Source organism: Actinokineospora sp. UTMC 2448 (assembly GCF_024760565.1).
Taxonomy (GTDB): Bacteria; Actinomycetota; Actinomycetes; order Mycobacteriales; family Pseudonocardiaceae; genus Actinokineospora; species Actinokineospora fastidiosa.
In genome coordinates this window covers 751,838-778,163 of sequence record NZ_CP031087.1, presented here as the reverse complement: position 1 = coordinate 778,163, position 26,326 = coordinate 751,838, and the positions used below count along the sequence as shown (strand labels likewise).

Sequence of the window (26,326 nt, the reverse complement as noted above, 5' to 3'; positions counted from 1 at the left end):
CAGCCGGGGGTGGCGGGGTTTGCGAGCATGGACGGCGTGCTGACCGACCCCGACCAGCGCTACCGCGCTGTCACCGCCCGAGACGCCCGCTTCGACGGGCAGTTCATCACGGCCGTGCGCACGACCGGCATCTACTGCAGGCCCTCCTGCCCGGCCACGACCCCCAAGCGGCACAACGTCGAGTTCTTCCCGACGGCTGCGGCCGCGCAGCAGGCGGGTTACCGGGCGTGCAAGCGCTGCCTGCCGGACGCGGTGCCCGGCTCGCCGGAGTGGAACCTGCGCGCGGACCTCGCGGGCCGGGCGATGCGGCTGATCGCCGACGGCGCCGTGGAGCGCGAGGGCGTGCCCGGGCTGGCCGCCCGGCTGGGCTACTCCGTGCGGCACCTGACCCGGGTGCTCACCGCCGAGCTGGGCGCTGGCCCGCTGGCGCTGGCCCGCGCGCACCGGGCGCACCAGGCGCGCGTGCTCATCGAGACGACGGCGCTGTCGGTCTCCGACGTGGCCTTCGCCGCGGGCTTCTCCAGCGTCCGGCAGTTCAACGACACCATCCGCGAGGTCTTCGCCACCACGCCGACCGCCCTGCGCGCCGCGCGGCGCGGCGACCGCCCCACCTCCCCCGGCAGGGTCGTCCTGCGGCTGCCCGTGCGGGAGCCGTTCGACGCCGAGGGCGTGCTGGCGTTCCTGGCCGCGCGGGCCGTCCCCGGGGTCGAGGAGGCCACGGCCGAGGGGTACGCCCGCACGCTGCGCCTCCCGCACGGCACCGCCACCGCCCGGCTGCGGCCGATGGACGGCCACGTCGAGTGCGCCCTGGCGTTGACCGACATGCGCGACATGGGCACCGCGGTCGCCCGGCTGCGGCGGCTGTTCGACCTCGACGCCGACCCGGTCGCGGTGGACGAGGTGCTGGCCGCCGACCCGGTGCTGGCCCCGTCGGTGGCGGCCACGCCCGGCATCCGCGTCCCCGGCTCGGTCGACGGCGCGGAGACGCTGGTCCGCGCGCTGCTGGGGCAGCAGGTGACCGTCGCCGCGGCGCGCACGGCCGCCCGCCGCCTCACCACGGCGCTGGGCGAGCGCCTGCCCACCGCGGACGGCAACCTGACGACCCTGTTCCCGACGGCGGCGGCGATCGCCGAGCACGGGGCGTCGGTGCTGACCGGGCCCGCGCGCCGCATCGAGACCATCGTGACGGTGTGCGCCGCGGTCGCGTCGGGCGAACTCGACCTGCACGTGGGCGCGGAGAGCATGGACCTGTGCGTGCGGCTGCGGTCGTTCCCCGGCATCGGGCCGTGGACGGCAGGGTACGTCGTGATGCGCCTGCTGGGCGTGTCGGACACCCTGCTGTTGCAGGACGTCGCGCTGCGCAAGGGCGCGGCCGTGCTCGGCCTCCCGTCCACTCCGGACGGACTCGACCAGTACAGCCAGCGGTGGCAGCCGTGGCGCTCCTACGCCGGGATGCACCTGTGGCAGGCGAGCGCGCGGCCGCTAGAGAAGGCCTCGTAGCGTGTCGATGGTGTCGGCCTCCGCGGGCGTCTTGTCGGGACGGTAGCGCACCACGCGGGCGAACCGCAGCGCGATGCCGCCGGGATACCGAGGGCTGACCTGCACGCCGTCGAGCGCGATCTCCACGACCAGGTGCGGTCGCAAGTAGACGGTCCAGTCGTCGCGGTGGGACTCGAACTCCGGGAAGGTCCTGGTCTGCCAGGCCAGCAGCTCGTCGGTGAGGCCCTTGAACGTCTTGCCGACCATGACCGGCGGCCCGCCGTCCGGGTCGCGCGCGCCGAGGTGCAGGTTCGACAGGGTGCCCGTGCGCCTGCCGTGGCCCCACTCGGCGGCCAGGACGACGAGGTCGAAGGTGTGCACCGGCTTGACCTTCTGCCACGCCTTGCCGCGCCTGCCCGCCTGGTAGGTCGAGTCGAGGTCCTTGACCATGACGCCCTCGTGGCCCGCGTCGAGGGCCGCCGAGGTGAGCTCCTCGGCCTGCTCCAGGGTGGGCTCGGCGACCCCGGGGATGACGTGGTCGCCGACCGCGCGGCGCAGCGCCGCCGTGCGCACGCGCAGCGGCTCGTCGATGAGGTCCTCGCCGTCGAGGTGCAGGCAGTCGAAGAAGTACGGCCGCAGCAGCAGGGCGCGGACCTGCTCCTCCACCGTGCTGCCGAAGCGGCTCATGGTCTCCTGGAACGGGCGCGGGCGGCCGTCGTCGGTGAGCGCCAGCGTCTCGCCGTCGAGCACGGCGGCCGCGCAGGGCAGGCCGCGCACCAGCTCGACCAGCTCGGGCACGCTGCCGGTGATCTCGCGCAGCGTGCGGGTCCAGACGCGCACGTCCGCGCCGCGCTTGTGCACCTGGATGCGCGCACCGTCCATCTTGTACTCGACCAGGCAGGGCGACAGGTCGGCGACGGCGTCGGCGAGGGTGGCGCCGGGCGAGGCGAGCATGGGCCGCACCGGGCGGCCGAGTTCGAGCCGGACGTCGTCGAGGGTGCCCGCGAGCGCGGCGGCGGCGGTCTCCGGGAGCCTGCCGGAGAGCATGAACGCGCGGCGGACGGCGGGCCCCGGCTGCCCGGACGCCCTGGCGATCGCGTCGAGCATGACGCCCTCCAGCGCGCCCTGCCGCAGCTCGCCGGTCAGCAGGGCGCGGAGGAACCGCTGCTCGTCGGCGGTGGCGGCGGTCAGCAGCCCGCCGAGCAGGTCGGCGCGGCGGGCCGTCGAGCCGGAGCCGGAGACCGCGGCGACCTCGCCGAGCGCCGCGTCGACCGCGCGCACGGTCAGCGTCGGGCTGTCGGCGGGCTGGCCAGCGACGGCGGCCAGCGTGCGCCACCCCGCGCCGATGCGGCCCTGGCGCGGCGCGCCCGCCAGGAACGCGACGACGGCGGGCACCTCGTCGGGATCGGCCGCCGTCAGCAGCCCGGCGAGCGCGTCGACCTTCGCCAGCCGGGAGCGGGTCGCGCTCACCGTCGACGACACCGCGACCACGTCGGCGAACCTGAGCATGCGTCCATCATGCCCGCGAACACCGACAGCGCGACCGGAACCACGGGCGGGGAAGGCCGTCTATGACTGCGAGACCCCGTACACAGTGGAGCAGCCCATGTCGCGCGTGCGCACCGCCATCGTCCTTGCCGCCGGTCTGATCGCCGTCACCGCCTGCGGGGCCAAGCCATCGGGAAGCGCCGTCGCGGTCCCGTCCAGCGTCCCGTCGCCGACGCCCGCGGAGTCGACGACCACGGGCTCGACGACCACGGGCTCGACGACCACGGCGCCGGTGCAGAAGGTCACCAAGAGGTCGACCGCGAGACCGACGACCAAGAAGCCCGCGCCCACCACGACGAAGACGCGCAAGCCCAGTGGCGGCGGGGACTCCAACGCGGTCATCGGCCCGTTCGGCTGGCAGACGCTCACGCTCGACATGACCCCGGACGAGGCCGAGGCGCTCGGCATGGCCACGCCGACCCCGGAGGGCGACGACCTCTGCCAGGTCTGGCCTGCCCTGGACATCACCGCGCTGGAGCGGATCATCGTGCACCCGGTGCACGGCGTGTTCGCGGTGCACCCCAAGGCAGAGAGCTGGATCCACACGCCGGAGGGCATGCGCGTGGGCTGGACGGCGGCCCAGGTCGCCGCGGTCTACCCCGACTTCGACCCGGCCCACTTCGACTACCCGCACGGTCCCGCCGTGGCCGTGCCCGGCAACGCCGACGCCGTGTACCGCATGCAGTTCAGCGAGTCCGGCGTCCTGGTCCGCTTCCTGCTGGAGCGCGACAGCGACATCTGCTCGGTCTAGCAGTCCGCGATCTCGTGGACCGCGGCCCGCAGCCGGTCCGGGCTCGTCGCGGCGTAGCCGACGACCAGGCCGGGGAACGGCGCGGCCCGCAGGGCGTAGCCGGACAGCGCGGGCGCGTGGATGCCCCGCTCGGCGAGCGCCCGCTCCAGCCCCGCGTCGTCGGACCCGGCGGGCATCCTGAGGACGACGTGCAGACCGGCGGCGACGCCGTGCGGGCGCCATCCCGGCAGGCGGGCGGCGACGGCGTCGAGCAGCGCGTCCCGCCGGTGCCGGTAGAGCTGGCGGGTGCGGCGCAGGTGGCGGTCGTACCCGCCGGTGCGGAGCAGGTGCGCGAGCGCGGCCTGCGGTAGCGGAGAGCACCCGAGGTCCGACAGGCGTTTGCGCTCCACGACCCGCTCGCGCAGCGACGGCGGCGTCACCAGCCAGCCCAGCCGCAGCGCGGGCGCGAGCACCTTGCTGACGCTGCCCAGGTAGACGACCCGGTCGCGGTCGAGCGTGTGCACCGGGCCGACGGCGGGCCGGTCGTACCGGTGCTCGGCGTCGTAGTCGTCCTCCAGGATCAGCCCGTCGCGCTCGCGCGCCCACGCCACGAGCGCCCGGCGCCGGGCGGGGCCGAGCACCACGCCGAGCGGGAACTGGTGGGCCGCGGTGACCAGCACGACCCGGCAGTCCGTGCGGGCCAGGTGGTCGACGCGGATGCCGTCGGCGTCCACCGGGATCGGCACCGGGCGCAGGCCGTGCGCGGCGAACAGCTCGGCCGAGCCCGGGTGGGTCGGGTCCTCGACGGCGATGGCGCGGTGCCCGTCGGCGCGCAGCAGGTAGGCCAGCAGGGCCTGGCTCTCGGCCACCCCGTGGGTGATCACCACGTCGGCGGCGGGCAGGGACCGCACCCGGCCCAGGTAGGCGGCGAGTTCGGCGCGCAGGGCGGGCAGGCCCTGCGGGTCGGGGTAGCCGAGCTGGTCGTCGGACAGCTCCGCCAGCCCGGCCCGCGTCGCCGCCTGCCACTCCGCGCGCGGGAAGGCGCTCAGCGCGGGCAGGCCGGGCCGCAGGTCGTAGCGCCACCGCCGCTCGTCCTGGGTGGACAGCGCGGCGGGCTCGCCCGAGGGGACCTGCGCCACCGTCGTCCCCGACCCGCGCCTCGCCGTCAGGTACCCCTCGGCGACGAGCTGGGCGTACGCCGCGGTGACCGTGCCCCGGGCGACGCCGAGCTGGCCCGCGAGGTCCCGACTGGACGGCAGGCGGGTGTGCGCGGGCAGCGTGCCGTCCCGGATGGCCGCGCGCAGCGCCGCCTCCACCGCGCGGCCCCGCGTGCCGTGCGGGAGGAGCAAGGTGCGAAAAGTGGACCAGTTCGCAGACATCGAAGTGGAGCTTATCCATGGTCCACTCCACCCTGGATGCTGATCGCGTGAAATATCCTCAACTGGCGGGGCTGACCGCCGCCGCCCTCGTCGGCGGGACCGTCCCGGTGTCCGGGCTGCTTGTGGACTATCCGCTGCTGACCGGTCAGGCGGGCCGCTTCCTGCTCGGCGCAGGCGTCCTCGCCGCCTACATGCGCGTGCGCCGGATCCCGCTCGGCCGTCTTCGATTAACCGACCTGCCCGCGCTCGCCGCCGTGGTCGGGATCGGCATGCTGGGCTTCAACGCGACGCTGATCGCCGCCCAGGAGCACGCCGATCCCGGCCTGGTCGCCGCCGTCCTCGGCGGCAGCCCGCTGCTGCTGGCGCTGGCCGGACCGCTGCTCGCCCGTCAGCGCCCCGCCGTGGCCGCGGTCGCGGGCGCCGCGGTCGTCGTGGCCGGGGTGGCCGTCCTCTCCGGCGGCGGCTCGTGGTCGGGCCCCGGTCTCCTGCTCGCCGTCCTGACGATGCTGGGCGAGGTGGGCTTCACCCTGTTCGCCGTCGGCCTGATCCGCCGCCACGGCGGCTACGCTGCCTCGTTCTGGACCCACCTCGGCGCGGGCGTCGGCGGCGCGGCGATCGCGGCCGTCGTGGACACCCCGAGGCTGCCGACGGCCACCGAGGCCGCCGCCCTGGCCACCGTCGCCGTCCTCGCGGTGTTCGCCGCGTGCCTGTGGTTCAGCTGCGTCAGCACCCTCGGCGCGGGCCGCGCGGGCGTGCTGATCGGCGCGATGCCGGTGGCGGGCCTGCTGGTGTCCGTCCTGATCGGCGCCGAGCCGCTGCGCCCCGCGGGCGTCGTCGGCACCCTCCTGGTCGCCACCGGCTGCGTGATCGGCCTGCGCCCGCCGAGAGCCGAGGGCGCTAGTGGCCGCCGCGGGCCATTCGGAGGACGTCCAAGGCTTCGTCCAGTTGGGACTCGCTGAGCGCGCCGGAGGCGAGGTGGCCGCGGGCGACGACGACCTCCCGGATGGTGCGGCGCTCGGCCAGCGCCTGCTTGGCGATGGCGGCGGCCTCCTCGTACCCCAGATAGCGGTTGAGCGGCGTCACGATCGACGGCGAGGACTCGGCGTACTCGCGCATCCGGTCGACGTCGGCGGTCACCCCCGCGATCACCTTGGTGGCCAGCAGCCGGGAGACGGCGGCGAGGAGCCGGGTGGACTCCAGCACGTTGCGGGCGATCACCGGCAGCATGACGTTGAGCTGGAAGTTGCCCTGCGTGCCCGCGAAGGCGACCGCGGCGTCGTTGCCGATCACCTGGGCGACGACCATCAACGTCGCCTCGGGGATCACCGGGTTGACCTTGCCCGGCATGATCGACGACCCGGGCTGCAGGTCGGGCAGGGCCAGCTCGGCCAGCCCGGTGCGCGGGCCGGAGCCCAGCCAGCGCAGGTCGTTGGCGATCTTGTAGAGGGCCACGGCCGCGGCCCGCAGCTGGCCGGACAGCTCGACCACCGAGTCCTGGCTGGCCTGCGCCTCGAAGTGGTCGGGGGCCTCGGTCAGCGGGAGCCTGGTCACCGCGGCCAGCTCGGCGGCGACCGCGGCGCCGAAGCCGGGCGGGGCGTTGAGCCCGCTGCCGACCGCGGTGCCGCCGATCGGCAGCTCGCCCACCCTGGGCAGCGTCGTGGTCAGCCGGGTGCTCGCCGCGCGGACCTGGGTCGCCCACGCGCCCGCCTCCTGGCCGAGGGTCACCGGCACGGCGTCCATGAGGTGGGTGCGGCCGGACTTGACCACGTCCGCCCACTCCTGCGCCCGCGTCTCGATCGCCAGGGCCAGCTGGTCGAGTGCGGGCAGCAGGTCGGTGACGACGGCGTCCACCGCGGCGACGCGCAGTGTTGTGGGGAACGTGTCGTTGGACGACTGCGAGGCGTTGACGTGGTCGTTCGGGTGCACGTCGCGCCCGAGGGCGCGGGTGGCGAGGGTCGCGATCACCTCGTTGGCGTTCATGTTCGACGACGTGCCCGAGCCGGTCTGGAACACGTCGATCGGGAAGTGCGCGTCGTGCTCGCCAGCGGCGACCGCGTCGGCGGCGGCGGCGATGGCCCCGGCGAGGTCGTCGGGGAGGACGCCGAGGCGCGCGTTCACCCGCGCGGCGGCGGCCTTCAGCAGGCCGAGGGCGCGGATCTGGGCGCGTTCGAGGCCCCGGCCGGAGATGGGGAAGTTGTCGACGGCGCGCTGGGTCTGCGCCCGCCACAGGGCGTCGGCGGGGACCTGGACCTCGCCCATGGTGTCGTGTTCGGTGCGGAACTCGGGCATACCCCCAGTCTCGCCGCATCCGGGGCGGTGGGCAGTGTCAGCAACCGCACATAGGGTGGTGTGAGGACGCCCACCACGCGCGAGAGCAGGGAGCACATGACCGCTCCGATCGAAGCCGACCTCCTGATCGTCGGCGCAGGTCCCACCGGACTGTTCGCCGCCTACTACGCCGGATTCCGCGAGCTGAGCACCGTCGTGGTCGACTCGCTGCCGGAGCCGGGCGGGCAGGTCACCGCGATGTACCCGGAGAAGATGATCTACGACGTCGCCGGGTTCCCCGCCGTGCGCGGCCGGGACCTGGTCGCCGCGCTGGTCGAGCAGGCCGACCAGTGGAAGCCGACCTACCTGCTGGGCAGGCGGGCGGCGGCGCTGACCGAGGTGGACGACGGCTTCTCGGTCGAACTCGACGGCGGCGTCACCGTGCGGGCCAAGGCGGTGCTGGTGACGGCGGGCATCGGCGAGTTCACCCCTCGGCCGCTGCCCGCGGGCGCGGACTGGCTGGGCCGGGGCATGGTGCACTTCGTGCCGTCGTTCGAGGCCCACCGCGGCCACCACGTGATCATCGTCGGCGGCGGCGACTCGGCGTTCGACTGGGCGCTCGCGCTGCACCCGGTGGCAGCGAGCGTGACCATGGTGCACCGGCGCGCCAAGTTCCGGGCCATGCCCGCGACCGTGCGCCAGGTCGAGGAGCTGGGCGTGCCGATCATCACCGACGCCGAGGTGGTCGCCCTGCGCGGCGACGGGTCCGGGCTGGCCGAGGTGGAGCTGGCGGTCAAGGGCGTGGACGTCAACCCGGTGCTGCCCGCGAACACCGTCGTCGCGGCCCTGGGCTTCACCGCGGACCTCGGCCCGATCGAGTCCTGGGGCCTGGAGATCCACCAGCGCTCGATCAAAGTCGACTCGACCATGCGCACCGCCCGCGACCGGGTCTACGCGGCCGGGGACGTGGCGGCGTACCCGGGGAAGGTGAAGCTCATCGCGACCGGCTTCGGCGAGGCGGCCACGGCGGTGAACAACATCGCCGTGGCCATCGACCCGGACGCGCACCTGTTCCCCGGGCACTCCAGCGGCTAGCGGACCACCTGGACGACGTCGCCGACCTGCAGGTCGGCGAAGTACTTGGCGGCCGCGGTCCGCGAGAGGTGGATGCAGCCGTGCGACTGCTCCTGCAGGCTGCCCTCGTGGAAGGCGATGCCGCCGTTGAAGAACACCGAGTACGGCATCGGGGCGTTGTTGAAGATGCTGCTGCGGTGGTGCCGGTTCTTCCAGCCGACCTGGAAGGTGCCCGGCGGCGTCTCCCACCCGGGACGGCCGTGCGTGATCGGCACCGGCCCGTAGACGGCGACGCCGTCCTCGATCAGCCACGACTTGTTGGCCGACAGGTCGATGCACGCGTCGGCGGTCGCCTTGCACGGCGTGCCCTTGGCCAGTCCGACCGGCTTCGGCTTGGTGGTCGTCGGCTTGGTGGTCGTGGCAGGCGGGCGCTTCGTGGTGGTGGTCGGCCTAGTGGTGGTCGGCTTGGTGGTGGTCGGCCGGGCCGTGGTGGTCGTGGTCGTCGGCTTGGTGGTCGTGGTGGGGACGACCGTGGTGGTGGTCGTCGGCTTGGCTGTGGTGGGGGCGGCGTCCTGCGGGGATGCCGTGCTCGTGCCGCAGGCGGCGAGCACGGCGACCGTCGCCGCCCCCAGCAAAGCGTGTCGGATGCGCATGTCCGCTCCTCGGCTGCCCGGCGAAATGGTCTCGTCCACTAAGACGGCGCCGTGGCAGGCCGAGTTGTCGGCCGCGATCAATCCGTTATGGGACTACCGGTTCGCGGGCCTGCTCGCGGTGGGCGAGACGGCCGGGGTCCACGCCGGGGGCGACGTCGTCAGCGGGGTGACCGACGGGGCCTCGGTCCGCATGGGCGTCGGCAGCACCGTCGTGGGCGGCGCCGTGGCCGTGGAGCGGGGGGACGGCGACAGCGACGTGCTCGGCGGCGGGGTGGGCGCGACGGTGGTGCCGGGCGGGCTGGAGGAAGGCGGGGTGGGGAGGGGCTGGGTGGTGGCGGGCGGAGTGGAGGGCGGGGTCGTGCCGGGGACGGCGTCCTGGCTCTCGGAGCCGCTCGTGCCGCAGGCGGTCAGTGCCGCGACCACCGCCGTCCCCAGCACAACGTGTCGGACGCGCATTGGGCAACTCCCTTGGCTCGGTGACAGGGTCTCGCCCACCTGGTACGAGACCCGGCGCCCGCCGGGTTGCCGATCATGCGCGTTCTGTTGCCCCCGTTACAGCTACGGCAGGGGCGGCAACTCGTCGTGATCGCGGTCGAAGTCCACCGAGGCGTACTCGCGCAGCTTCGTGAGCCGGTGGAAGCCGTCGATCATGCGCACGGTCCCCGACTTCGAGCGCATGACGATGGACTGCGTGGTGCAGCCGCCGGAGCGGTAGTGCACGCCGCGCAGCAGATCGCCGTCGGTGACGCCGGTCGCGCAGAAGAACACGTTGTCGCCGCGCACGAGGTCGTCGGTCATCAGGACGCGGTCGAGGTCGTGCCCGGCGTCGCGCGCCTTGGCCCGCTCGGCCTCGTCCTGCGGCCACAGCCTGCCCTGGATGGCCCCGCCCATGCACTTGAGCGCGCACGCGGCGATGATCCCCTCGGGGGTGCCCCCGATGCCGATGAGCATGTCGACGCCGGTGTTCGGCCGCGCTGCCGAGATCGCGCCCGCGACGTCGCCGTCGGAGATGAAGTGGATGCGCGCGCCCGCCGCCCGCACCTCCTCCACCAGGTGCTCGTGCCGCGGCCGGTCCAGGATGCAGACCGTCACGTCGGAGACCTCGGTGTGCTTGGCCTTGGCCACCCGCCGGATGTTCTCCGCCACCGGCGCGGTGATGTCGATGACGTCGGCCGCCTCCGGCCCCACGGCGAGCTTCTCCATGTAGAAGACGGCGGAGGGGTCGAACATGGCCCCGCGCTCGGCCACCGCCAACACGGCGATCGCGTTCGGCATGCCCTTGGACATCAGCGTCGTGCCGTCGATCGGGTCGACCGCGACGTCGCAGTCCGGGCCGTCCCCGTTCCCCACCTCCTCACCGTTGTAGAGCATGGGCGCCTCGTCCTTCTCGCCCTCGCCGATCACCACGACCCCGCGCATCGACACGGTGCCCACCAGCTTCCGCATGGCGTCCACCGCCGCGCCGTCGCCGCCGTTCTTGTCGCCGCGGCCGACCCACCGGCCCGCCGCCATCGCCGCCGCCTCGGTCACCCGAACCAGTTCCAGTGCCAGGTTCCGATCGGGCGCCTCCCGACGGCGGGGCGTGCTGGACGTGGTCGAGGTGCTCATGCTGCCTCCCGGATCGACGCGTGACCCGCGAATCCTCCCAGACCCAATCGGTCCAGTGCCCAACGACGACCCGGTGCCCCTCGTCACCCCCGATCGGCCCAAACCCACCGTGACCTGCACGAACACGATCCCCGCCCGCCTCACGAATCCCCGCCTGCGACGATGACGCCGTGCCCGACAACACCGACCCCGCCCAGCCCCAGGACACCCCCGCGCCTCCCAGCGACCCGTCGCCCCTTGACCGCCCCCACGGCGGAACGACCGAGGCGGCGGGGTCAGGTGGCGGCCGGGCCGGTGACGCGGCCGGGCCGGGCGCCAGCCCTGCGGGCAAGGCAACCGGACCGAGTGGCGGCCGTGCAGGCAACGCAACCGGGCCCCGTCATGGCCAGGAGGGCGACGCGGTCGGACCTAGTGGTCAGCCAGGCGCGGCCGGACCAGGTGGTGGACAGGCAGGCGGCGCGACCGGGCCGGGTCGTGATCAGGTGGACGAGGCGGGCGGTGGCGCTGCTGCCGAAGGTGACGGCGTGGGTGAGCCTGGAGGTGCTTCCCCCGTGGGTCGCGGCGGGCAGCCGGGGCCTACGGAGAAGCGGCTGGGGCAGTCCCTGCGGGACATGGTGTGGTCGCTGGTCGCCCTGTTGCTGATCATCGCCGCGCTGTTGGTGTTCAATCGGGGGTGCTCGTTCAGTCCTGGTGGGCCCACTATCGAGCCGGACAGCGCGCAGACTGTGGATCTCGGGGTCGCGTTGCCCGCCAGTGCGCGGACGGCGGGGTTCCCGGTGCGGTTGCCGGTGGTTCCCGAGGGGTGGCGGGCCAACTCGTCCAGCACCGGGGCCGTTCCGCCGGTCTCCGTGGTGGTGCGGGCCGGGTGGTTGACGCCGGGGCGGTTCGTCCAGTTGAGCCAGTCGGGAGCGGCTGTGGGGGACCTGGTTCGCGTCGAGACCGAAAGGGACGATCCGGCGCCCACCGGGACCGTCCTGGTCGGGAGTACGGAGTGGACGGTCTACCCGGGACGCCGGGACGAGGTCGCGTGGGTGGCCGATCTCGGGGACGTCCGGCTGCTGATCACCGGCACGGGGACGACGGAGGAGTTCCGCGCGCTGGCGGAGGCGACGCAGCAGGCAGCGCCACTGCCCAAGGAATGAGGTCATGACCCCAGGGTGCCCAGTCGAACTCCCGTTCGACAGGACACGATCGGGTGATCACTCGGTCGCGGACTCCGCGGCGGCCAGGGCGTTCTCGACCCGCTCGCGCGCGCCCGCCAGGTGTTTGGCGCAGATCCTCGCCAGGACCTCGCCGCGCTCCCAGAGCGCGAGGGAGTCCTCCAGGGACAGCCCGCCCGCCTCCAGGGTGGCCACGACCGTGGCCAGCTCGTCGCGGGCCTGCTCGTAGCCCAGTTCCTCCGTCACCGCGTGGCTCTCCTCGACTGGCTGTAGACGCGGACCAGGGCGGTCGCCACCGCCTGGTCGTAGCCGACGAACGCCTCGGCGAACTCCGCGCCGTCGCGGTCGGCCACGGCCTCGACGATACGGCCAGCGGCGCGCTCGACGCGGCCCCGGTCGCCGGGGGCGAGGCCGCCCGCGTAGGCCGACGTCGACAGCGCCAGCTCCCGCAGCCGGGTGGGCAGCAGCCGCCGTCCCGGCGCGTCGCACCCGGCCAGCAGGGCCGCCCAGCACTCGGCGGCGGCGGCGTCGGCGCGGCAGGCGCAGCCGTGCACGGCGCGCACCGCCGGATCGGCGGACGGGTCGCGGGCGAGGGTGGCCGCGGTGGAGATGGTCAGGGGCAGGAATGTCGAGTCGGCCCTGGCCACCGCTGTCACCGTCCTTCGCCTGCCGGTTCCCGGTCGCCGGTGACGACCGCGTGGAGGGCCCCGTCGGCGACCCGTACGCGCAGAAGCGTGCCTTCCGGAGCGTCCTCGAGTGAGCGGAGAACCCGGGCGGTGCCGTCGGCATCGGTGAACTGGACCACCGCATACCCCCGGTCAAGAGTGGCGGCTGGCCCCAAGGTCGTCAAGCGCGCCCGGGTCGCGGCCAGCGCGGTCGTCTCCGCGCTCACCCGACCGAGGACGGCGCGGCGGGCCCGTCCGACCAGTGCCTGGACGGCGTCGGCGTGCCGGTCGAGCGGGGTCAGCGGGTCGGCCAGCACCGGCCTGCTGCGCAGCGAGTCCAGCAGCCGCCGTTCGCGGTCGACCCAGCCGTGCAGCGCGCGTCGAGCACGATCGCGTAACTGGCGGACCCGGGCGGTCTCCTCGGCGACGTCGGGGACCACCCGCTTGCCCGCGTCCGTGGGCGTCGAGCAGCGGACGTCGGCGACGTGGTCGAGCAGCGGGGTGTCCGGCTCGTGCCCGATCGCGCTCAGCACCGGCGTGCGGCAGGCGGAGACGGCCCGGCACAGCGCCTCGTCGGAGAACGGCAGCAGGTCCTCGACGCTGCCCCCGCCGCGCGCGATCACGATCACGTCGACGGCCGGGTCGCGGTCGAGCGCCGACAGCGCGTCGACGATCTGCGGCACCGCCAGCGCCCCCTGCACGGCGACGTTCTCGATCCGGAACCGCACCGCGGGCCACCGCGCCCGCGCGTTCGCGAGCACGTCCCGCTCGGCGGCCGACGCCCGGCCGGTGATCAGCCCGACGCAGTTGGGCAGGAACGGCGGACGCCGCTTGCGCTCGCGCGCGAACAACCCCTCCGCCGCCAGCAACCGCCGCAGCCGCTCGATACGCGCCAGCAGCTCGCCGATGCCGACCGCGCGGATCTCCTCCGCGCGCAGGCTGATGGTGCCGCGGTTCATGAAGAACGTCGGCTTGGCGTTGACCACGACCCGCGCGCCCTCGGCGAGCGTCGGCTGCGCGCGCATCAGCGCCATGGAACAGGTGACGGTCATGGACACGTCGGCGGCCGGGTCACGCAGGGTCAGGAACGCGGTCCCGGTGCCCGGGCGCGCGGAGATCTGCGTCACCTGGCCCTCGACCCACACCGTGCCCAGCCGGTTGATCCACTCGGCGATCTTGCGGGCGACCGTGCGGACCGGCCACGGCTCCTCGGCGGTGGGCCCGGTCACGTCTGGTCGCGGACCGTCGCGATGCGACGGGTGAGCATGCCCACGAAGGACGGCCGGTTCTCGGTCCCGCGCTCGTAGGCCAGCAGCTCCTCCAGCTCGGCGACGCTGAACGACCGCAGCCGCGCGCGCAGCTGCGGCAGGGACAGCTCGTCGTAGTTCTCCACCGAGGCGGGCGGGCCTGCCGGGGTGTCCGCGATCGCGTGCTCCTCGGCGCTCCACGGGTCCTCGACCCGGTCGAACGCGGTGCGCGGCGCGTCGTCATCGTCGTCGATGTCGTCGATGTCCTCGTCGAAGGTCGCCCACTCCGGGGTCTCCTCGGCCGGGCGCAGCGCGGCCAGCGCCTCGTCGCCCTTGATCGCCAGCTCGGTGACCTGCTGCTGCAGCCGCATGGACACCTGCAGCGCCTGGCTGACCACGGTGACCGGCAGCCCGGCCAGCGTCGTGGGCAGGTCGCGGGCGCGCTCCACGGCCGTCATGGCCAGCCCGGCCGCGACGCGCAAGGGCAGGGGGAGGCTCTTCATGCTCCTAGCCTGCCTGAGCCGGGCGCGCCTGCCCAGACCGGGGCGGGCCTCTACCCTGGATGACATGACTGCTGTGAACCCGACGTCGGGCAAGCGCGTGCTTCTGGCGAAGCCGCGCGGCTACTGCGCGGGTGTGGACCGGGCCGTGGAGACCGTCGAGAAGGCGCTGGAGACCTACGGACCGCCGGTCTACGTGCGCAAGGAGATCGTGCACAACAAGCACGTGGTGGAGACGCTGCGCGAGCGCGGCGCGATCTTCGTCGACCAGACCGACGAGGTGCCCGAGGGCGCGCTGGTCGTCTTCTCCGCGCACGGGGTCTCCCCCGCTGTCCACCAGGAGGCCGCCGAGCGCAACCTGCGCACGATCGACGCGACGTGCCCGCTGGTGACGAAGGTCCACAACGAGGCCCGCCGCTACGCCAAGCAGGACTACGACATCCTCCTCATCGGCCACGAGGGCCACGAGGAGGTCGAGGGCACGGCGGGCGAGGCGCCCGAGCACGTGCAGCTCGTGGACACCGCCGAGGACGTGGACAAGGTCGTCGTGCGCGACCCGTCCAAGGTGATCTGGCTGTCGCAGACGACGCTCTCGGTGGACGAGACCATGGAGCGGGTCGACCAGCTCAAGGCGCGGTTCCCGAACCTGCTGGCCCCGCCGAGCGACGACATCTGCTACGCCACGCAGAACCGCCAGGTCGCGGTGAAGACGATGGCCCCGGAGTGCGACCTCGTGCTGGTCGTCGGCTCGACGAACTCGTCGAACTCCAAGCGCCTGGTCGAGGTGGCGCTGCAGGCGGGGGCGAAGGCGTCCTACCTGATCGACTTCGCGCACGAGGCGCAGGAGTCGTGGCTGGACGGGGTGGAGACCGTCGGCGTCACCAGCGGCGCGTCGGTGCCGGACAACCTCGTGATGGACCTGCTGGCCTGGCTGGCCGAGCGCGGGTACGCCGACGTCCACGAGGTGACGACGGCCAACGAGAAGATCATGTTCTCGCTGCCGCCCGAGCTGCGGCGCAGCCTCAAGACCGGCTGATCAGCGCTCCGGCCGGGGCTTGCGCGGCTTGCGCTCCGCGTCGCGGGCGCGCTCCTCGCGCGACCCGGCCGGGCGCGACCGCGCGGGCGCGTCCTCGCGCGGGCGGCGCGGCTTGTCCTCGGTCCGCTTCGGCCGCTTCTCGACGGCCTTGGCCTCGGGATCGCGCTGGAGGAAGAACCGGCCGATCCCGATCGCCAGCACGACCCCGGTGGTGATGCCCATCGTGGGGAAGTTGCTGGTCAGCGGCAGCGCCACGTTGAACAGCATGCCCTTGAGCCCGCCACCGCCGCCGGGGCCGAACAGGGCGAGCGCGGGCACCGAGACCACTGCGAACACCAGCGGCGGCTGCACGATGGGCCCGAAGAGGTTGCGCCTGCGCACCAGGCAGACCGCGGCCACGCAGCCGCCGACGTAGGCGCCCTGGAAGATCTGCCCCAGACTGCCCTTGACCTGCATGTCGATGACGGCGGCGACCGCCGTCAGCCCGACGGCCAGCAGCACAGCGCCCCACCACGGCAGTCCTCGCGAGCGGCCCAGGATCGGCCGTTCGTCCCACCCGGGCTCGGCGCGGTCTTCGTCAAGATCGCCGCGGCGATCGCGAGTGGCTGTCACGGCCGTACACGTTAGCCGTTCGGCGGACCCGCCCGGCGGCCGTTCTCCAAACCCGGCACCCATGCTCACCAGGCGTGTGAGTGCGGTCACCCGTCATGGTGTACAGGTGTGCCCTGGACGGGCGAGTCCCCGTTGACGGCGATCTCGTCGGCCTGCCGGAGCGCGGGCAGCGGGGTGGGGTTCGCGGTGGACTCGCTCAGCGGCAGCACGGCAGCGCGGAACTGCTCCAGCGCCTCCAGCTCGCGCCGACGGGCGGAGACGAAGCGCTGCAGGTGCGTGCTGGACAGGTTGAGCGCGTCGATGGCGCCCCCGGCCGCCCGGTGCGCCGCGGCGGCCCCGGCCCGCACGGCGGCGACGTCCTCGACGATGACGCGCTCGGTGGCCGCGAACAGCGCGGCCGCGGCGACCACGCCGAACCCGGTCGGCCCGCACAGGAACACCCTGCGGTCGAGCAGCCAGCGCAGCAGCTCCGGGTCGGTGTCGAGGGCGGCGACGACGGCGGCGTCGGACGGCACGAACATCACCGTGCCGTAGATCGCGTCGGCCCAGCGCTGGTAGTTCTTGCCCGCCAGCTCCGCGGCGCGGGAGCGGATGTGGCGCACGTGGACGCGCAGGGCGTCCAGCCGCTCCTCGGCGTCGTCGGTCTCCACCGCCTCGGCCCAGCAGGCCAGGCTCGCCTTGGCGTCGACCGGCACGCGCCTGCCGTCGCCGACGAGCAGCAGCAGGTCGGGCCGGGCCGCGCCGCCGCCCGCCACGTCGGTCTGGACCTCGAAGTGCAGGCCCTCGCGCAGGCCGAGCGCGCGGGCCGTCTCGACCAGCACCCGCTCGCCCAGCTCGCCGCGGCCGCTGATGGAGGCGAACGCCACCTCGTAGCGGCGCAGGGCTGCCTGGTGGGCGTCCGAGCGGGCGCGCTCGGACACGACCTCGGCGCGCGCGGCGTCGACGCGGCGGTTGCTGTCGGCGTAGAGCCGCAGGAACAGCGCCACGGCGGCGGCGAGCAGGAGCGCGAGGACGGCGGTCAGGGTGCCCAGGACTGCGGTCACGGCGATCATTGTCCCCGACCGGGCCCGGGAATCCGGCGAACGCGCGTTCGACGGCGTGCCTCCCCCGATCGGGCGGTCGATCGCCCTACCGTGTCGACCATGCGGCTCCTGCACACCTCCGACTGGCACGTGGGCCGCACCTTCCACGGTCGCGACCTGCTCGCCGAGCAGGAGTCGGTGCTGGGCGGGCTGGCCGACCTGGTCGTCGACGAGCGCGTGGACGCCGTGGTCGTCTCCGGCGACCTGTACGACCGCGCGGTCCCCTCGGCCGAGGCGGTGGCGGTGTGCGGGCGGGTCCTGCGGCGGATCGCCGACGCGGGCGCGCGCATCGTGATCACCCCGGGCAACCACGACTCCGCGCCCCGGCTGGGCGCCTTCGCCGCGTTCACCCCGGCGGGCGGGCTGCACCTGCTCACGTCGATGACCGACCTGCACCGGCCGGTCGTCATGGCCGACCGGCACGGCCCGGTCGCGCTGTACGGCATCCCGTACCTGGAGCCCGACCCGGCCAGGGCCGTGTTCGGCGACCCGGAGCTGAAGGGCCACTCCGGCGTGCTGGGCGAGGCGATGCGCCGGATCAGGGTCGACCTGGCCGATCAGCCGGAGGGCACCCGCTCGGTGGTGCTGGCGCACGCGTTCGTCGTCGGCGGCGAGGCCTGCGACTCCGAGCGCACGATCGCCGTCGGCGGCGTGCCGCACGTGCCCGGGAAGCTGTTCGACGGCGTCGACTACGCCGCGCTCGGCCACCTGCACGGCCCGCAGACGCTCGCCGAGCACCTGCGCTACTCCGGCAGCCCGCTGGCGTACTCGTTCTCCGAGGCGCGGCACCGCAAGTCGGTGTGGCTGGTCGAGCTGGACCAGGGCGGACTGGCCGGGGTGGAGCGGCGCGAGCTGCCCGTGCCGCGCCCGCTGGCCACGCTGCGCGGCGAGCTGGCCGAGCTGCTGGACGACCCCGCGCACGACGCCGTGGTCGACCACTTCCTGTCCGTCGAGCTGACCGATCCCGCCCGTCCGCTGGACGCCATGCGGCGGCTGCAGAAGCGGTTCCCGCACGCGGTGCACATGGAGTGGCGCCCGGTCGGCCGGATCGAGGCGCCCCGCAAGTACAGCGAGGCCGTGCGCGGGCGCGACGACGAGGCCGTGTCGTGCTGCTTCGTCGAGGCCGTCCGGGGCACCGAGGCCACGCCGTCCGAGCGGGCGCTGCTGCGCTCGGCGCTGGCGGAGGTGGCCGGGAAGGAGCGCGAGTGAGGCTGCACCGGCTGGAGCTGGCAGCGTTCGGGCCGTACCCGGGCCGCGAGGTCGTCGACTTCGACGTGCTCGCCGCCGAGGGCCTGTTCCTGCTGCACGGCGACACCGGCGCGGGCAAGACGTCGCTGCTGGACGCGGTGTCGTTCGCCCTGTTCGGCAGCGTGCCGGGGGTGCGCGACCAGGCCAAGCAGCTGCGCTGCGACAACGCGCCCGAGACCGTGCACACCGAGGTGTCGCTGGAGCTGACCGTGCGCGGCAGGCGTTTCCGCGTCGCGCACAGCCCGGAGTACGCGCGGCCCAAGCGGCGCGGGACCGGCTTCACCAAGCAGCAGGCGACGGCGTCGCTGACCTGGCTCGACGGCACGGGCGAGCCGCTGACCCGCATCGATGAGGTGGGGCGGACCGTCCAGCACCTGCTGGGGATGACCAAGGAGCAGTTCTTCCAGGTCGTGCTGCTGCCGCAGGGCGAGTTCGCGCGGTTCCTGCGGTCGGACACCGCCGAGCGCGAGAAACTGCTGGAGCGGCTGTTCGGCACCGAGCACTTCAAGCGGGTCGAGGACTGGTTCTCCGCCAAGCGCAAGGAGTCGCGGACCAGGGTCGAGCGGGCGCGCGTGCTGGCCGACCAGCTCGCGGGCCGGGTCGCCCAGGTCGTGGCCGCCGAGCCGCCAGCGGAGCCGGACGAGGCGTGGCTGACCGCCGTGGTGTCCACTGTGGAGTCCGAAGCCGCGGCGACGGCGGCCGGGCAGGCCGCTGCTGCCCGGGAGCGGGCCAGGGCCGAGGCCGCGCTGGCCGACGGCCGCGCGCTGGCCGACCGGGTGCGCCGGGTGCGGCGGGCCCAGCAGGAGCTGGCCGAGGTGGCCGCGCAGGCCGACGACCGGGCGGCGTGGGCCGACGAGCTGGGCGCGGCCCGGCGCGCTGCTGGCGTGGTCGCCGCCGTGGACACCCTGCGGGCCGTGGAGCGTCAGGCAGAGCTTGCCGCCGACGCCGAGCGCCACCGCGTGCGGGAGGCGGTCGCGCTGGGCTGGACGGAGGCCGACCCGCCCCGCGCCGCGGCCAACGCGCTGCGCGAGGAGGCGGGCGAGCTGGCCGGTCTGGTCGCCGAGGCCGAGCGCCAGCGCGACGACGAGGCCCGGCTCGCCGAACTGGACACCCGGCTGGCCAGTACCGACTGGGACGCGCTGGGCGCCGAGGCCGACTCGCTGACCGTCGCCGTCGCCGAGGCCCGCGACGCCGTGGCGGACGCGGCCCGCGCCGCGGCCACTGTGGACGGCCTGCGGGCCGCGGCCGAGTCCGCGGCGACCGCCGTGCGCCACGCCGCCGAGCTGCCCGCCGCCGAACGCGCGCTCGCCGAGGCCCTCGAGGCGCACGCCGCCGCGGTGGACGCTCACCAGGACGCGCGCGACCGCCTGCTGGACGTGCGCCAGCGGCGGCTGGCCGGGATGGCCGCCGAGCTGGCCGCGATGCTGGACGGCCCGTGCCCGGTCTGCGGCTCGCTCGACCACCCCGCGCCCGCGGCCGCCGCGGACGCCGTCTCCGCCGCCGACGAGGAACGCGCGCAGGAGGCCGAGCAGCGCGCGCTGCGGCTGCGCGACCGCGCGGCGGACGCGCTGCGCCAGGCCCGTGGCGCGGTGGAGACCCTGCGCGACCGGCTCGCCGGGTGGGACGACCCCGTCGCCGCCCATCAGAGCGCGAAGCAGGCGTGTGAGGCGGCCGAGCGGCTGGCCCGGCTGCACCCGGCCCGGGTCGCCGAGCTGGCGGCGCTGGAGCGCAAGGTCGAGGACGTGGGCAGGCGGCAGGCCCGGCTGGCCAAGGACGTGGCGTCGTGGCAGGCCGAGCGCGCCGAGGTCGCCGCCCGGGTCGCCGAGCGGGCGGTCCGGCTGGCGGCGGCCCGGGGCGCGTTCGCCTCGGTCGCCGAGCGGCGGACCCGGCTGCTGGAGCTGGGCGCGGCGCTCGACGCCGTCGCCGACGCCCGGGCGTTCACCGCGACGGTCGCCGAGCGGGTCGACGAGCAGCGGGCGGCGGTGGCCGACGCCGTGCTCCTGGCCGGGTTCGCCGACCTGCCGTCGGCCCTCGGCGCCGCCCGCGAGGACGAGATCATGGCCAAGCTGGACACCCAGCTCGCGGACGCGCGGCTGCGGGAGTCCACCAACCAGGAGATCCTCGCCGATCCCGACCTGTGGGGCGTGGACGCCGACACGGTGGTCGACCTGCCGCCGCTGGTCGCCGCGGCGGACGCGGCGCGGGAGCGCGCCGAGGAGGCCGTGGCGGACGCGCGGGCCGCCGCGGCGCGGGCCGAGGCGCTGGCGGGCCTGACCGACCGGCTGCAGAAGGCCTGGCGCGACCTCGCGCCGCTGACCGCCGAGTTCGCCGAGCTGGACGCGCTGACCGATGTGGTGAACGGCCGGGGCCAGAACACCGCGCGCATGTCGCTGCGCGCGTACGTGCTGGCGGCCCGGCTGGAGGAGGTGGCCGTCGCCGCCACCGACCGGCTGCGCCGGATGACCCAGGGCCGCTACGCCTTCGTGCACTCCGACGAGGCGGGCGCCCGGGGCACGCGCGGCGGCCTCGGCCTGGACGTGCTGGACGACTTCACCGGGCGCGTACGCTCGTCGAAGACGCTCTCCGGCGGCGAGTCGTTCGTCGCGTCGCTGGCGCTGGCCCTCGGCCTGGCCGACGTGGTGGCCGCCGAGACCGGCGGCGCCGTGCTGGACACGCTGTTCGTCGACGAGGGCTTCGGCGCGCTCGACGCGGACACCCTGGACGACGTGATGTCCATCCTGGACGAGCTGCGGGCGGGCGGGCGGGTCGTCGGCGTGGTGTCGCATGTGGAGGAGCTGCGCCAGCGCATTCCGGTCCGGCTGCGGGTGCGCAAGGCGCGCACCGGCCCGACGCTGGAGCTGGTCAGCGGGTGAGGCTCCGGCGGTCCCGGGCAGGGCGTCTTGAGGCCCGGGACCGCCGGGTGTTCAGGAGGTGCCGGCCGCGCGTGCCGTGTCGCGGCCGTCGGAGACGTCCACCGCGAACGGCGCCAGTGCGACCACTGGAGCAGCGAACAGGTGGTGCGGGGTCATCGGGCCTCCAACCCGGGGTGGGACGCACGAAGCGTGCTGCGCCAACGGTTCCGGTCACAAGTGCCGCCGCGCGCCAAGCGGAGCGTTCAAGCCGCTTTACTGACGATGACCGCCCGCCTACTGTGAACATTCACACCCGTTCACAGCAGGAGGAACACCGTCGTGGACCCGCTGGCCGAAGCCCTGCGCCGCGGCCCGTTCCACGTCGCGCTGCGCACGGCGATCGAGACCCGCGGGCTGTCGCTGGCCCGGCTGCGCGCCCACCTGTCCCGGCTCGACGTGCGGGTGGCCGAGTCGACCCTGAGCTACTGGCAGCGCGGCCTGCGCCACCCCGACCCCCAGCACGCCCTCGGCGCGGTCCGGGCGCTGGAGACGGTGCTCGGGCTGCCCGCCGACTCGCTGGTCGTGCTGGTCGGGCCGCCCCAGCGCGGGCGCGCGCGCAAGCCCGCGACCTCCTACGCCGAGCTCGTCGTCGCCGGGACGACGACCAGGGACCTGCTGAGCGAGCTGGGCGTGCACCCGGAGCTGGTGAACGCCGACCTGGAGGTCCGGATGATCACCGAGCGGGTGACCCTGCGGTCGGACCGCTCGCAGGGCCGGGTCGAGACCCTGAACGTCTCCCGGGCGCACGCCGAGGGCATCGACCGCTACGTGGCCGTCTACCACGGCGAGTTCGGCGCTGACGGGTCGAAGGTGCGCATCACCGCCGGTGACGGGTGCAGGCTCGGCCGCGTCCGGCGCAAGGACCACGTCGTGGTGTTCGAGCTGGTCTTCGACCGCGCGCTCGCCAAGGACGAGATCGTGGTCCTGAGCTTCGCCGTCGACGACGAGACCGGCGAGCCCTGCCCCGGCTACTACCGGCTGTTCCGGGCGTCGAGCGGCCCGTACCTGCTGCAGTACGAGCTGCCCCCGGACAACCTGCCCGCGCGGCTGGTCCAGGAGGTCCGCAGCAACGACGCGCGCCCGCCGTCGCTGGCTCGCGAGCTGTACTGCGACCGCAACTGCGTGGTCAGCGCGTACTACCCGAGCATGGAGCCGGGGCTGGCGGGAATCGCCGTGGAGTGGGAGTGAGCGCTAGGTTGGCCCTGTGCGCTACCTACACGGCGAGCCCGGCCACGACCTGACCTACGACGACGTCTTCCTGGTGCCCGGCCGGTCCCCGGTCGAGAGCCGCTTCGACGTCGACCTGTCCACATCGGACGGCACCGGCGGGACGATCCCCATCGTGGTGGCCAACATGACCGCGGTCGCGGGCAGGCGGATGGCCGAGACGGTGGCCCGCCGCGGCGGCCTGGTCGTGCTGCCGCAGGACGTGGCCCCCGAAGCGGTCGCCGACATCGTGGCGTGGGTGAAGTCCCGGCACACCGTGTGGGACACCCCGCTGGTGCTCACCGCGGGCGACGCCGTGGCCGACGCGCTCAACCTGCTGCCCAAGCGCGCCCACGGCGCCCTGGTGGTGGTCGACGACCGCGGCGCGCCGATCGGCGTGGTGGACGAGGCCGCCTGCCACGGGGTGGACCGGTTCACCCGCTTGGGGGAGATCGCCGACCCCGTGCACGCCCTGCCCCTGGACACCGCCCCGCGCGCGGTGTTCGAGCACCTGGTCGAGCACGCCGCGCGCATCGCGGTCGCGGTGACCGACGACGGCACGCTGGCGGGCGTGCTCACCGAGAAGGGCGCGCTGCGGGCGGAGATCTACAAGCCCGCCGTCGACGACGCGGGCCGGTTGCGCATCGCGGCGGCCGTCGGCGTGAACGGGGACGTGGCCGCGAAGGCGTCCGCCCTGCTCAGCGCGGGTGTGGACACGCTCGTGGTGGACACCGCGCACGGGCACCAGGAGAAGATGCTGACCGCGTTGAAGGCCGTGCGCGCCCTCGGCCCGACCGTCCCGGTCGTGGCGGGCAACGTCGTCACCGCCGAAGGCGTGCGCGACCTGGTCGACGCGGGCGCCGACGTCATCAAGGTCGGCGTCGGGCCGGGCGCGATGTGCACGACGCGCATGATGACCGGCGTCGGGCGGCCGCAGTTCTCCGCCGTCGCCGAGTGCGCGGCCGCGGCGCGGGCGCTGGGCAAGCACGTGTGGGCCGACGGCGGTGTCCGGCACCCCAGGGACGTGGCGCTCGCGCTGGCGGCGGGCGCGGCGACCGTGATGATCGGCTCGTGGTTCGCTGGCACCTACGAATCCCCCGGCGACCTGCAGCGCGACGAGGCCGGACGGGCGTACAAGGAGTCCTTCGGCATGGCGTCGAAGCGGGCCGTCTCGGCGCGCACGCGCGCGGACAGCGGCTACGACCGGGCGCGCAAGGCGCTGTTCGAGGAGGGCATCTCCACCTCGCGGATGCGGCTGGACCCGGCAGCGCCCGGCGTGGAGGACCTGATCGACGGCATCTGCTCCGGCGTGCGGTCGGCCTGCACCTACGCGGGCGCGCGGACGATGGAGGAGTTCCACGAGCGCGCCGTCGTGGGCGTGCAGTCGGCGGCGGGCTTCGCCGAGGGCAGGCCGCTTCCCTCCGGCTGGTAGGCGGCCTGCCCCCCGCGGTCGGCTACAGCGCGTGGTCCTCCAGCATCTCCGTGACCAGCGCCGCGATCGGCGAGCGCTCGCTGCGGGTCAGGGTGACGTGGGCGAACAGCGGGTGGCCCTTGAGCTTCTCGATCACCGCGGCGACCCCGTCGTGGCGGCCGACGCGCAGGTTGTCGCGCTGGGCGACGTCATGGGTGAGCACGACGCGGGAGTTCGTGCCCAGCCGCGAGAGGACGGTCAGCAGGACGTTGCGCTCCAGCGACTGCGCCTCGTCGACGATCACGAAGGAGTCGTGCAGCGAGCGGCCGCGGATGTGGGTCAGCGGCAGCACCTCCAGCATCTCCCGGCCGAGCACCTCCTCGATCACCGGCTTGCTGACCAGCGCGCCGAGGGTGTCGAAGACGGCCTGCGCCCAGGGCTGCATCTTCTCGGTCTCGGAGCCGGGCAGGTAGCCGAGGTCCTGGCCGCCCACGGCGTACATCGGGCGGAAGACCACCACTTTGCGGTGCAGGTTGCGCTCCAGGACCGCCTCCAGCCCCGCGCACAGCGCCAGCGCCGACTTGCCGGTGCCCGCGCGTCCGCCGAGGGAGACGATGCCGATCTCCTGGTCGAGCAGCAGGTCGAGCGCGACGCGCTGCTCGGCGGAGCGCCCGTGCAGGCCGAAGGCCTCCCGGTCGCCGCGGACCAGCCGGACGCGCTTGTCGGCGGTGACCCGGCCCAGCGCGCTCTGGCCGCCCGCGTGCAGGCGCAGCCCGGTGTTGCACGGCAGGTCGGTCTCCACGCCGAAGTCGACCGGGTCGACGGTGTCCTCGGCGAAGAGGGTGTTGATGAAGTCCTGCGGGACGGTGAGGTCGGCCATGCCGGACCAGCCGGAGGTGACGACCTCGCCCGCGCGGTACTCGTCGGCGGCCAGGCCGACCGCCGCCGCTTTCACCCGCAGCGGGACGTCCTTGGTGACCAGCGTGACCTCGGGCGTCTCCGCGGCGAGGTTGAGCGCGCAGGCCAGGATGCGGGTGTCGTTGGCGTCGGTGCGGAAGCCCGCGGGCAGCACCGACGGGTCGGTGTGGTTGAGCTCGACGCGCAGCGTGCCGCCGGAGTCGCCGACCGGGACGGGGATGTCGAGGCGGCCGTGCTTGAGCCGCAGGTCGTCCAGGAGACGCAGGGTCTCCCGGGCGAACCAGCCGAGTTCGGGATGGTGCCGCTTGCCCTCCAGTTCGCTGACGACCACGAGCGGGATGACCACCGAGTGCTCGGCGAACCGGGTCAGCGCCCAGGGGTCGGCGAGCAGGACCGACGTGTCGATGACATAGGTGCGGGGTGTTCCGCACTCCTCGTCGGCCTTCGGGGTGCGGGACGAGCCTGAGGACTGGCTGGCGGTGCGCCTGGACGATGCGGTCACGGCAACTCCCTCGCGAACGCGGCACCGCGTCCGCTCCTCGACGGGCCGGGCACCTGCCCCGGCGGGACCTTCTAGCGCGGTCCGCGGGGGCCGGGTGCCTGCCCCCTCGCCAGCTCGCTCACGACCAGGGCCTCCCGGGTCGGGCCGCAATGGACACGACCCGACACTTCGGACGCTACCCGCGGGCGCCGACAATCGGCAGGCCGCCGCCCAGGTGATTTCCCGATTCGTCATCGAGGGGTCACATCTACGCCACGTGATCAGCGCGGGGGCGCGCAATCCGGCCAGGGATTGTACCAGGCTAGGAGCCGAAACGGCGGTGGCGAATTCCGTAGGCGCGCAGTGCGCGCAGAAAGTCGGTGCGCCGGAAATCGGGCCAGTACGCCTCGCAGAAGTGGAACTCCGAATGCGCGGACTGCCACAGCAGGAATCCGGAGAGGCGCTGCTCGCCGGAGGTGCGGATCACCAGGTCGGGGTCCGGCTGGCCGGAGGTGTAGAGGTGCTCGGCGATGTGGTCGACGGTCAGCACCTCGGCCAGCTCCTCGATGCTGGTGCCCTCCTCGGCGTGCTGCTGCAGCAGCTTGCGCACGGCGTCGGCGATCTCCCGGCGGCCGCCGTAGCCGACGGCGATGTTGACCTCCATGCCGGTGCGCCCCTCGGCCCTGGTCCGCCCGGCCGCGGCGACGAGCCGGTCCGCCGTCTCCTTGGGCAGGATGTCGAGCGCGCCGATGAGCCGCAGCCGCCAGGGCAGGCCCGGCTCGGCCAGCTCGTCGACGACGTCGCCGATGATCTCCAGCAGCGGCGCCAGCTCGCTGGCCGGGCGGGTGAGGTTGTCGGTGGAGAGCAGCCACAGGGTCACGACCTCGACCCCGGCCTCGTCGCACCAGCCGAGCAGGTCGGCGATGCGCTGCGCGCCCACCCGGTGGCCGTCGTTGACGTCGGTGAACCCGGCCTCCCGCGCCCACCTGCGGTTGCCGTCCAGCATGACCCCGACGTGCCGGGGGATCTTGCCGCCCGCCTGCTGGAAGAGGCGTTTCTCGTAGAGGCCGTACACGACATCGGCAACGCGCCTGCGAAGACTCACGGCC

Annotated in this window: 24 protein-coding genes; 10 read left to right on the top strand and 14 right to left on the bottom strand. The window is 74.4% G+C overall.

Translation table 11 applies throughout. The features are described from left to right. The first annotated feature begins 27 nt into the window (after positions 1–27). Positions 28–1,500, top strand: a complete 1,473-nt coding sequence (locus Actkin_RS03810) for an AlkA N-terminal domain-containing protein (RefSeq protein WP_309569107.1) — start codon at positions 28–30, stop codon at positions 1,498–1,500. Here the strand turns inward: Actkin_RS03810 and Actkin_RS03805 are convergent. Further along, positions 1,483–2,988, bottom strand: a complete 1,506-nt coding sequence (locus Actkin_RS03805; RefSeq protein ID WP_258905938.1) for an ATP-dependent DNA ligase — start codon at positions 2,986–2,988, stop codon at positions 1,483–1,485. The genes Actkin_RS03810 and Actkin_RS03805 overlap by 18 nt on opposite strands. Before the next feature lie 97 nt (positions 2,989–3,085). On the opposite strand from Actkin_RS03805, the gene Actkin_RS03800 reads away from it, so the two are divergent. After that, positions 3,086–3,778 (top strand): hypothetical protein, encoded by a 693-nt coding sequence (locus Actkin_RS03800; RefSeq protein WP_258905936.1) that lies wholly within the window; start codon positions 3,086–3,088, stop codon positions 3,776–3,778. Here Actkin_RS03800 and Actkin_RS03795 read toward each other — a convergent pair. Beyond that, a complete protein-coding gene (locus Actkin_RS03795) occupies positions 3,775–5,136 on the bottom strand; it encodes a MocR-like pyridoxine biosynthesis transcription factor PdxR (RefSeq protein ID WP_189208382.1) in 1,362 nt (453 codons plus the stop codon). The genes Actkin_RS03800 and Actkin_RS03795 overlap by 4 nt on opposite strands. Positions 5,137–5,183: 47 nt before the next feature. Between Actkin_RS03795 and Actkin_RS03790 the strand changes: the two genes are divergently transcribed. Continuing rightward, the gene (locus Actkin_RS03790; RefSeq protein ID WP_229786428.1) at positions 5,184–6,095 is read left to right on the top strand and encodes an EamA family transporter; all 912 of its coding nucleotides are present in this window, start codon (positions 5,184–5,186) and stop codon (positions 6,093–6,095) included. Here the strand turns inward: Actkin_RS03790 and Actkin_RS03785 are convergent. After that, positions 6,034–7,425 (bottom strand): class II fumarate hydratase, encoded by a 1,392-nt coding sequence (locus Actkin_RS03785; RefSeq protein ID WP_258905935.1) that lies wholly within the window; start codon positions 7,423–7,425, stop codon positions 6,034–6,036. The genes Actkin_RS03790 and Actkin_RS03785 overlap by 62 nt on opposite strands. A gap of 96 nt (positions 7,426–7,521) precedes the next feature. Here Actkin_RS03785 and Actkin_RS03780 point away from each other — a divergent pair, with 96 nt between their 5' ends. Then, positions 7,522–8,499: an NAD(P)/FAD-dependent oxidoreductase gene (locus tag Actkin_RS03780; protein WP_258905934.1), complete on the top strand. Its 978-nt coding sequence runs from the start codon at positions 7,522–7,524 to the stop codon at positions 8,497–8,499. On the opposite strand, the gene Actkin_RS03775 is transcribed toward Actkin_RS03780, so the two are convergent. From Actkin_RS03775 to glpX, 3 genes are all read right to left on the bottom strand, one after another. Next, complete coding sequence (locus tag Actkin_RS03775; protein ID WP_258905933.1) at positions 8,496–9,131, bottom strand: L,D-transpeptidase; 636 nt, start codon at positions 9,129–9,131, stop codon at positions 8,496–8,498. The two genes, Actkin_RS03780 and Actkin_RS03775, sit on opposite strands and share 4 nt — an antisense overlap. Before the next feature lie 93 nt (positions 9,132–9,224). Next, a complete protein-coding gene (locus Actkin_RS03770) occupies positions 9,225–9,587 on the bottom strand; it encodes a hypothetical protein (RefSeq protein WP_258905932.1) in 363 nt (120 codons plus the stop codon). Positions 9,588–9,689: 102 nt separating this feature from the next. Continuing rightward, positions 9,690–10,739, bottom strand: coding sequence for a class II fructose-bisphosphatase (glpX, locus tag Actkin_RS03765; RefSeq protein WP_258905931.1), 1,050 nt, complete (start codon positions 10,737–10,739; stop codon positions 9,690–9,692). Positions 10,740–11,290: 551 nt separating this feature from the next. On the opposite strand from glpX, the gene Actkin_RS03760 reads away from it, so the two are divergent. Continuing rightward, positions 11,291–11,881, top strand: coding sequence for a DUF4245 domain-containing protein (locus tag Actkin_RS03760; RefSeq protein WP_258905927.1), 591 nt, complete (start codon positions 11,291–11,293; stop codon positions 11,879–11,881). Between the two features lie 57 nt (positions 11,882–11,938). Here the strand turns inward: Actkin_RS03760 and Actkin_RS03755 are convergent, their stop codons facing one another. Genes Actkin_RS03755 through Actkin_RS03740 form a run of 4 tightly spaced genes read right to left on the bottom strand, consistent with a single transcriptional unit; the run spans position 11,939 to position 14,314 of the window. Next, a complete protein-coding gene (locus tag Actkin_RS03755; RefSeq protein ID WP_258905926.1) occupies positions 11,939–12,145 on the bottom strand; it encodes an exodeoxyribonuclease VII small subunit in 207 nt (68 codons plus the stop codon). Then, complete coding sequence (locus Actkin_RS03750; RefSeq protein ID WP_189208391.1) at positions 12,142–12,546, bottom strand: sugar ABC transporter substrate-binding protein; 405 nt, start codon at positions 12,544–12,546, stop codon at positions 12,142–12,144. Before Actkin_RS03750 ends, Actkin_RS03755 begins: the two co-directional genes overlap by 4 nt. 5 nt (positions 12,547–12,551) lie before the next feature. Next, entirely contained in the window at positions 12,552–13,793 is a 1,242-nt protein-coding gene (gene xseA, locus Actkin_RS03745) for an exodeoxyribonuclease VII large subunit (protein WP_258905925.1), read from the bottom strand. Beyond that, positions 13,790–14,314: a lipid droplet-associated protein gene (locus Actkin_RS03740; protein WP_258905924.1), complete on the bottom strand. Its 525-nt coding sequence runs from the start codon at positions 14,312–14,314 to the stop codon at positions 13,790–13,792. Before Actkin_RS03740 ends, xseA begins: the two co-directional genes overlap by 4 nt. A gap of 64 nt (positions 14,315–14,378) precedes the next feature. Between Actkin_RS03740 and Actkin_RS03735 the strand changes: the two genes are divergently transcribed. Beyond that, the gene (locus tag Actkin_RS03735) at positions 14,379–15,347 is read left to right on the top strand and encodes a 4-hydroxy-3-methylbut-2-enyl diphosphate reductase (RefSeq protein WP_229786429.1); all 969 of its coding nucleotides are present in this window, start codon (positions 14,379–14,381) and stop codon (positions 15,345–15,347) included. On the opposite strand, the gene Actkin_RS03730 is transcribed toward Actkin_RS03735, so the two are convergent. Continuing rightward, the gene (locus Actkin_RS03730; RefSeq protein ID WP_258905922.1) at positions 15,348–15,959 is read right to left on the bottom strand and encodes a DUF6542 domain-containing protein; all 612 of its coding nucleotides are present in this window, start codon (positions 15,957–15,959) and stop codon (positions 15,348–15,350) included. It lies immediately after the preceding gene. Between the two features lie 86 nt (positions 15,960–16,045). After that, the gene (gene rmuC / locus Actkin_RS03725) at positions 16,046–17,011 is read right to left on the bottom strand and encodes a DNA recombination protein RmuC (RefSeq protein ID WP_258905921.1); all 966 of its coding nucleotides are present in this window, start codon (positions 17,009–17,011) and stop codon (positions 16,046–16,048) included. 90 nt (positions 17,012–17,101) lie between these two features. Here rmuC and Actkin_RS03720 point away from each other — a divergent pair, with 90 nt between their 5' ends. The 4 genes from Actkin_RS03720 to Actkin_RS03705 all read left to right on the top strand — a co-directional run bounded on the left by Actkin_RS03720 (position 17,102) and on the right by Actkin_RS03705 (position 23,839). After that, the gene (locus Actkin_RS03720) at positions 17,102–18,250 is read left to right on the top strand and encodes an exonuclease SbcCD subunit D (protein ID WP_258905920.1); all 1,149 of its coding nucleotides are present in this window, start codon (positions 17,102–17,104) and stop codon (positions 18,248–18,250) included. Then, on the top strand, positions 18,247–21,162 hold the full coding sequence (locus tag Actkin_RS03715; protein ID WP_258905919.1) for an AAA family ATPase: 2,916 nt from the start codon (positions 18,247–18,249) through the stop codon (positions 21,160–21,162). The genes Actkin_RS03720 and Actkin_RS03715 overlap by 4 nt, the downstream gene beginning before the upstream one ends. Positions 21,163–21,480: 318 nt before the next feature. Beyond that, positions 21,481–22,389, top strand: a complete 909-nt coding sequence (locus Actkin_RS03710) for a hypothetical protein (protein WP_258905918.1) — start codon at positions 21,481–21,483, stop codon at positions 22,387–22,389. Positions 22,390–22,405: 16 nt separating this feature from the next. Beyond that, positions 22,406–23,839 carry a GMP reductase gene (locus tag Actkin_RS03705; RefSeq protein ID WP_189208400.1) on the top strand — a complete coding sequence of 478 codons (1,434 nt, stop codon included), beginning with the start codon at positions 22,406–22,408 and terminating at the stop codon, positions 23,837–23,839. Positions 23,840–23,861: 22 nt separating this feature from the next. Here Actkin_RS03705 and Actkin_RS03700 read toward each other — a convergent pair whose 3' ends face one another. After that, positions 23,862–25,142, bottom strand: coding sequence for an RNA 5'-3' helicase PhoH2 (locus Actkin_RS03700; protein WP_229786726.1), 1,281 nt, complete (start codon positions 25,140–25,142; stop codon positions 23,862–23,864). A gap of 397 nt (positions 25,143–25,539) precedes the next feature. Further along, entirely contained in the window at positions 25,540–26,322 is a 783-nt protein-coding gene (locus Actkin_RS03695) for an isoprenyl transferase (protein ID WP_189208402.1), read from the bottom strand. Positions 26,323–26,326 lie beyond the last annotated feature (4 nt).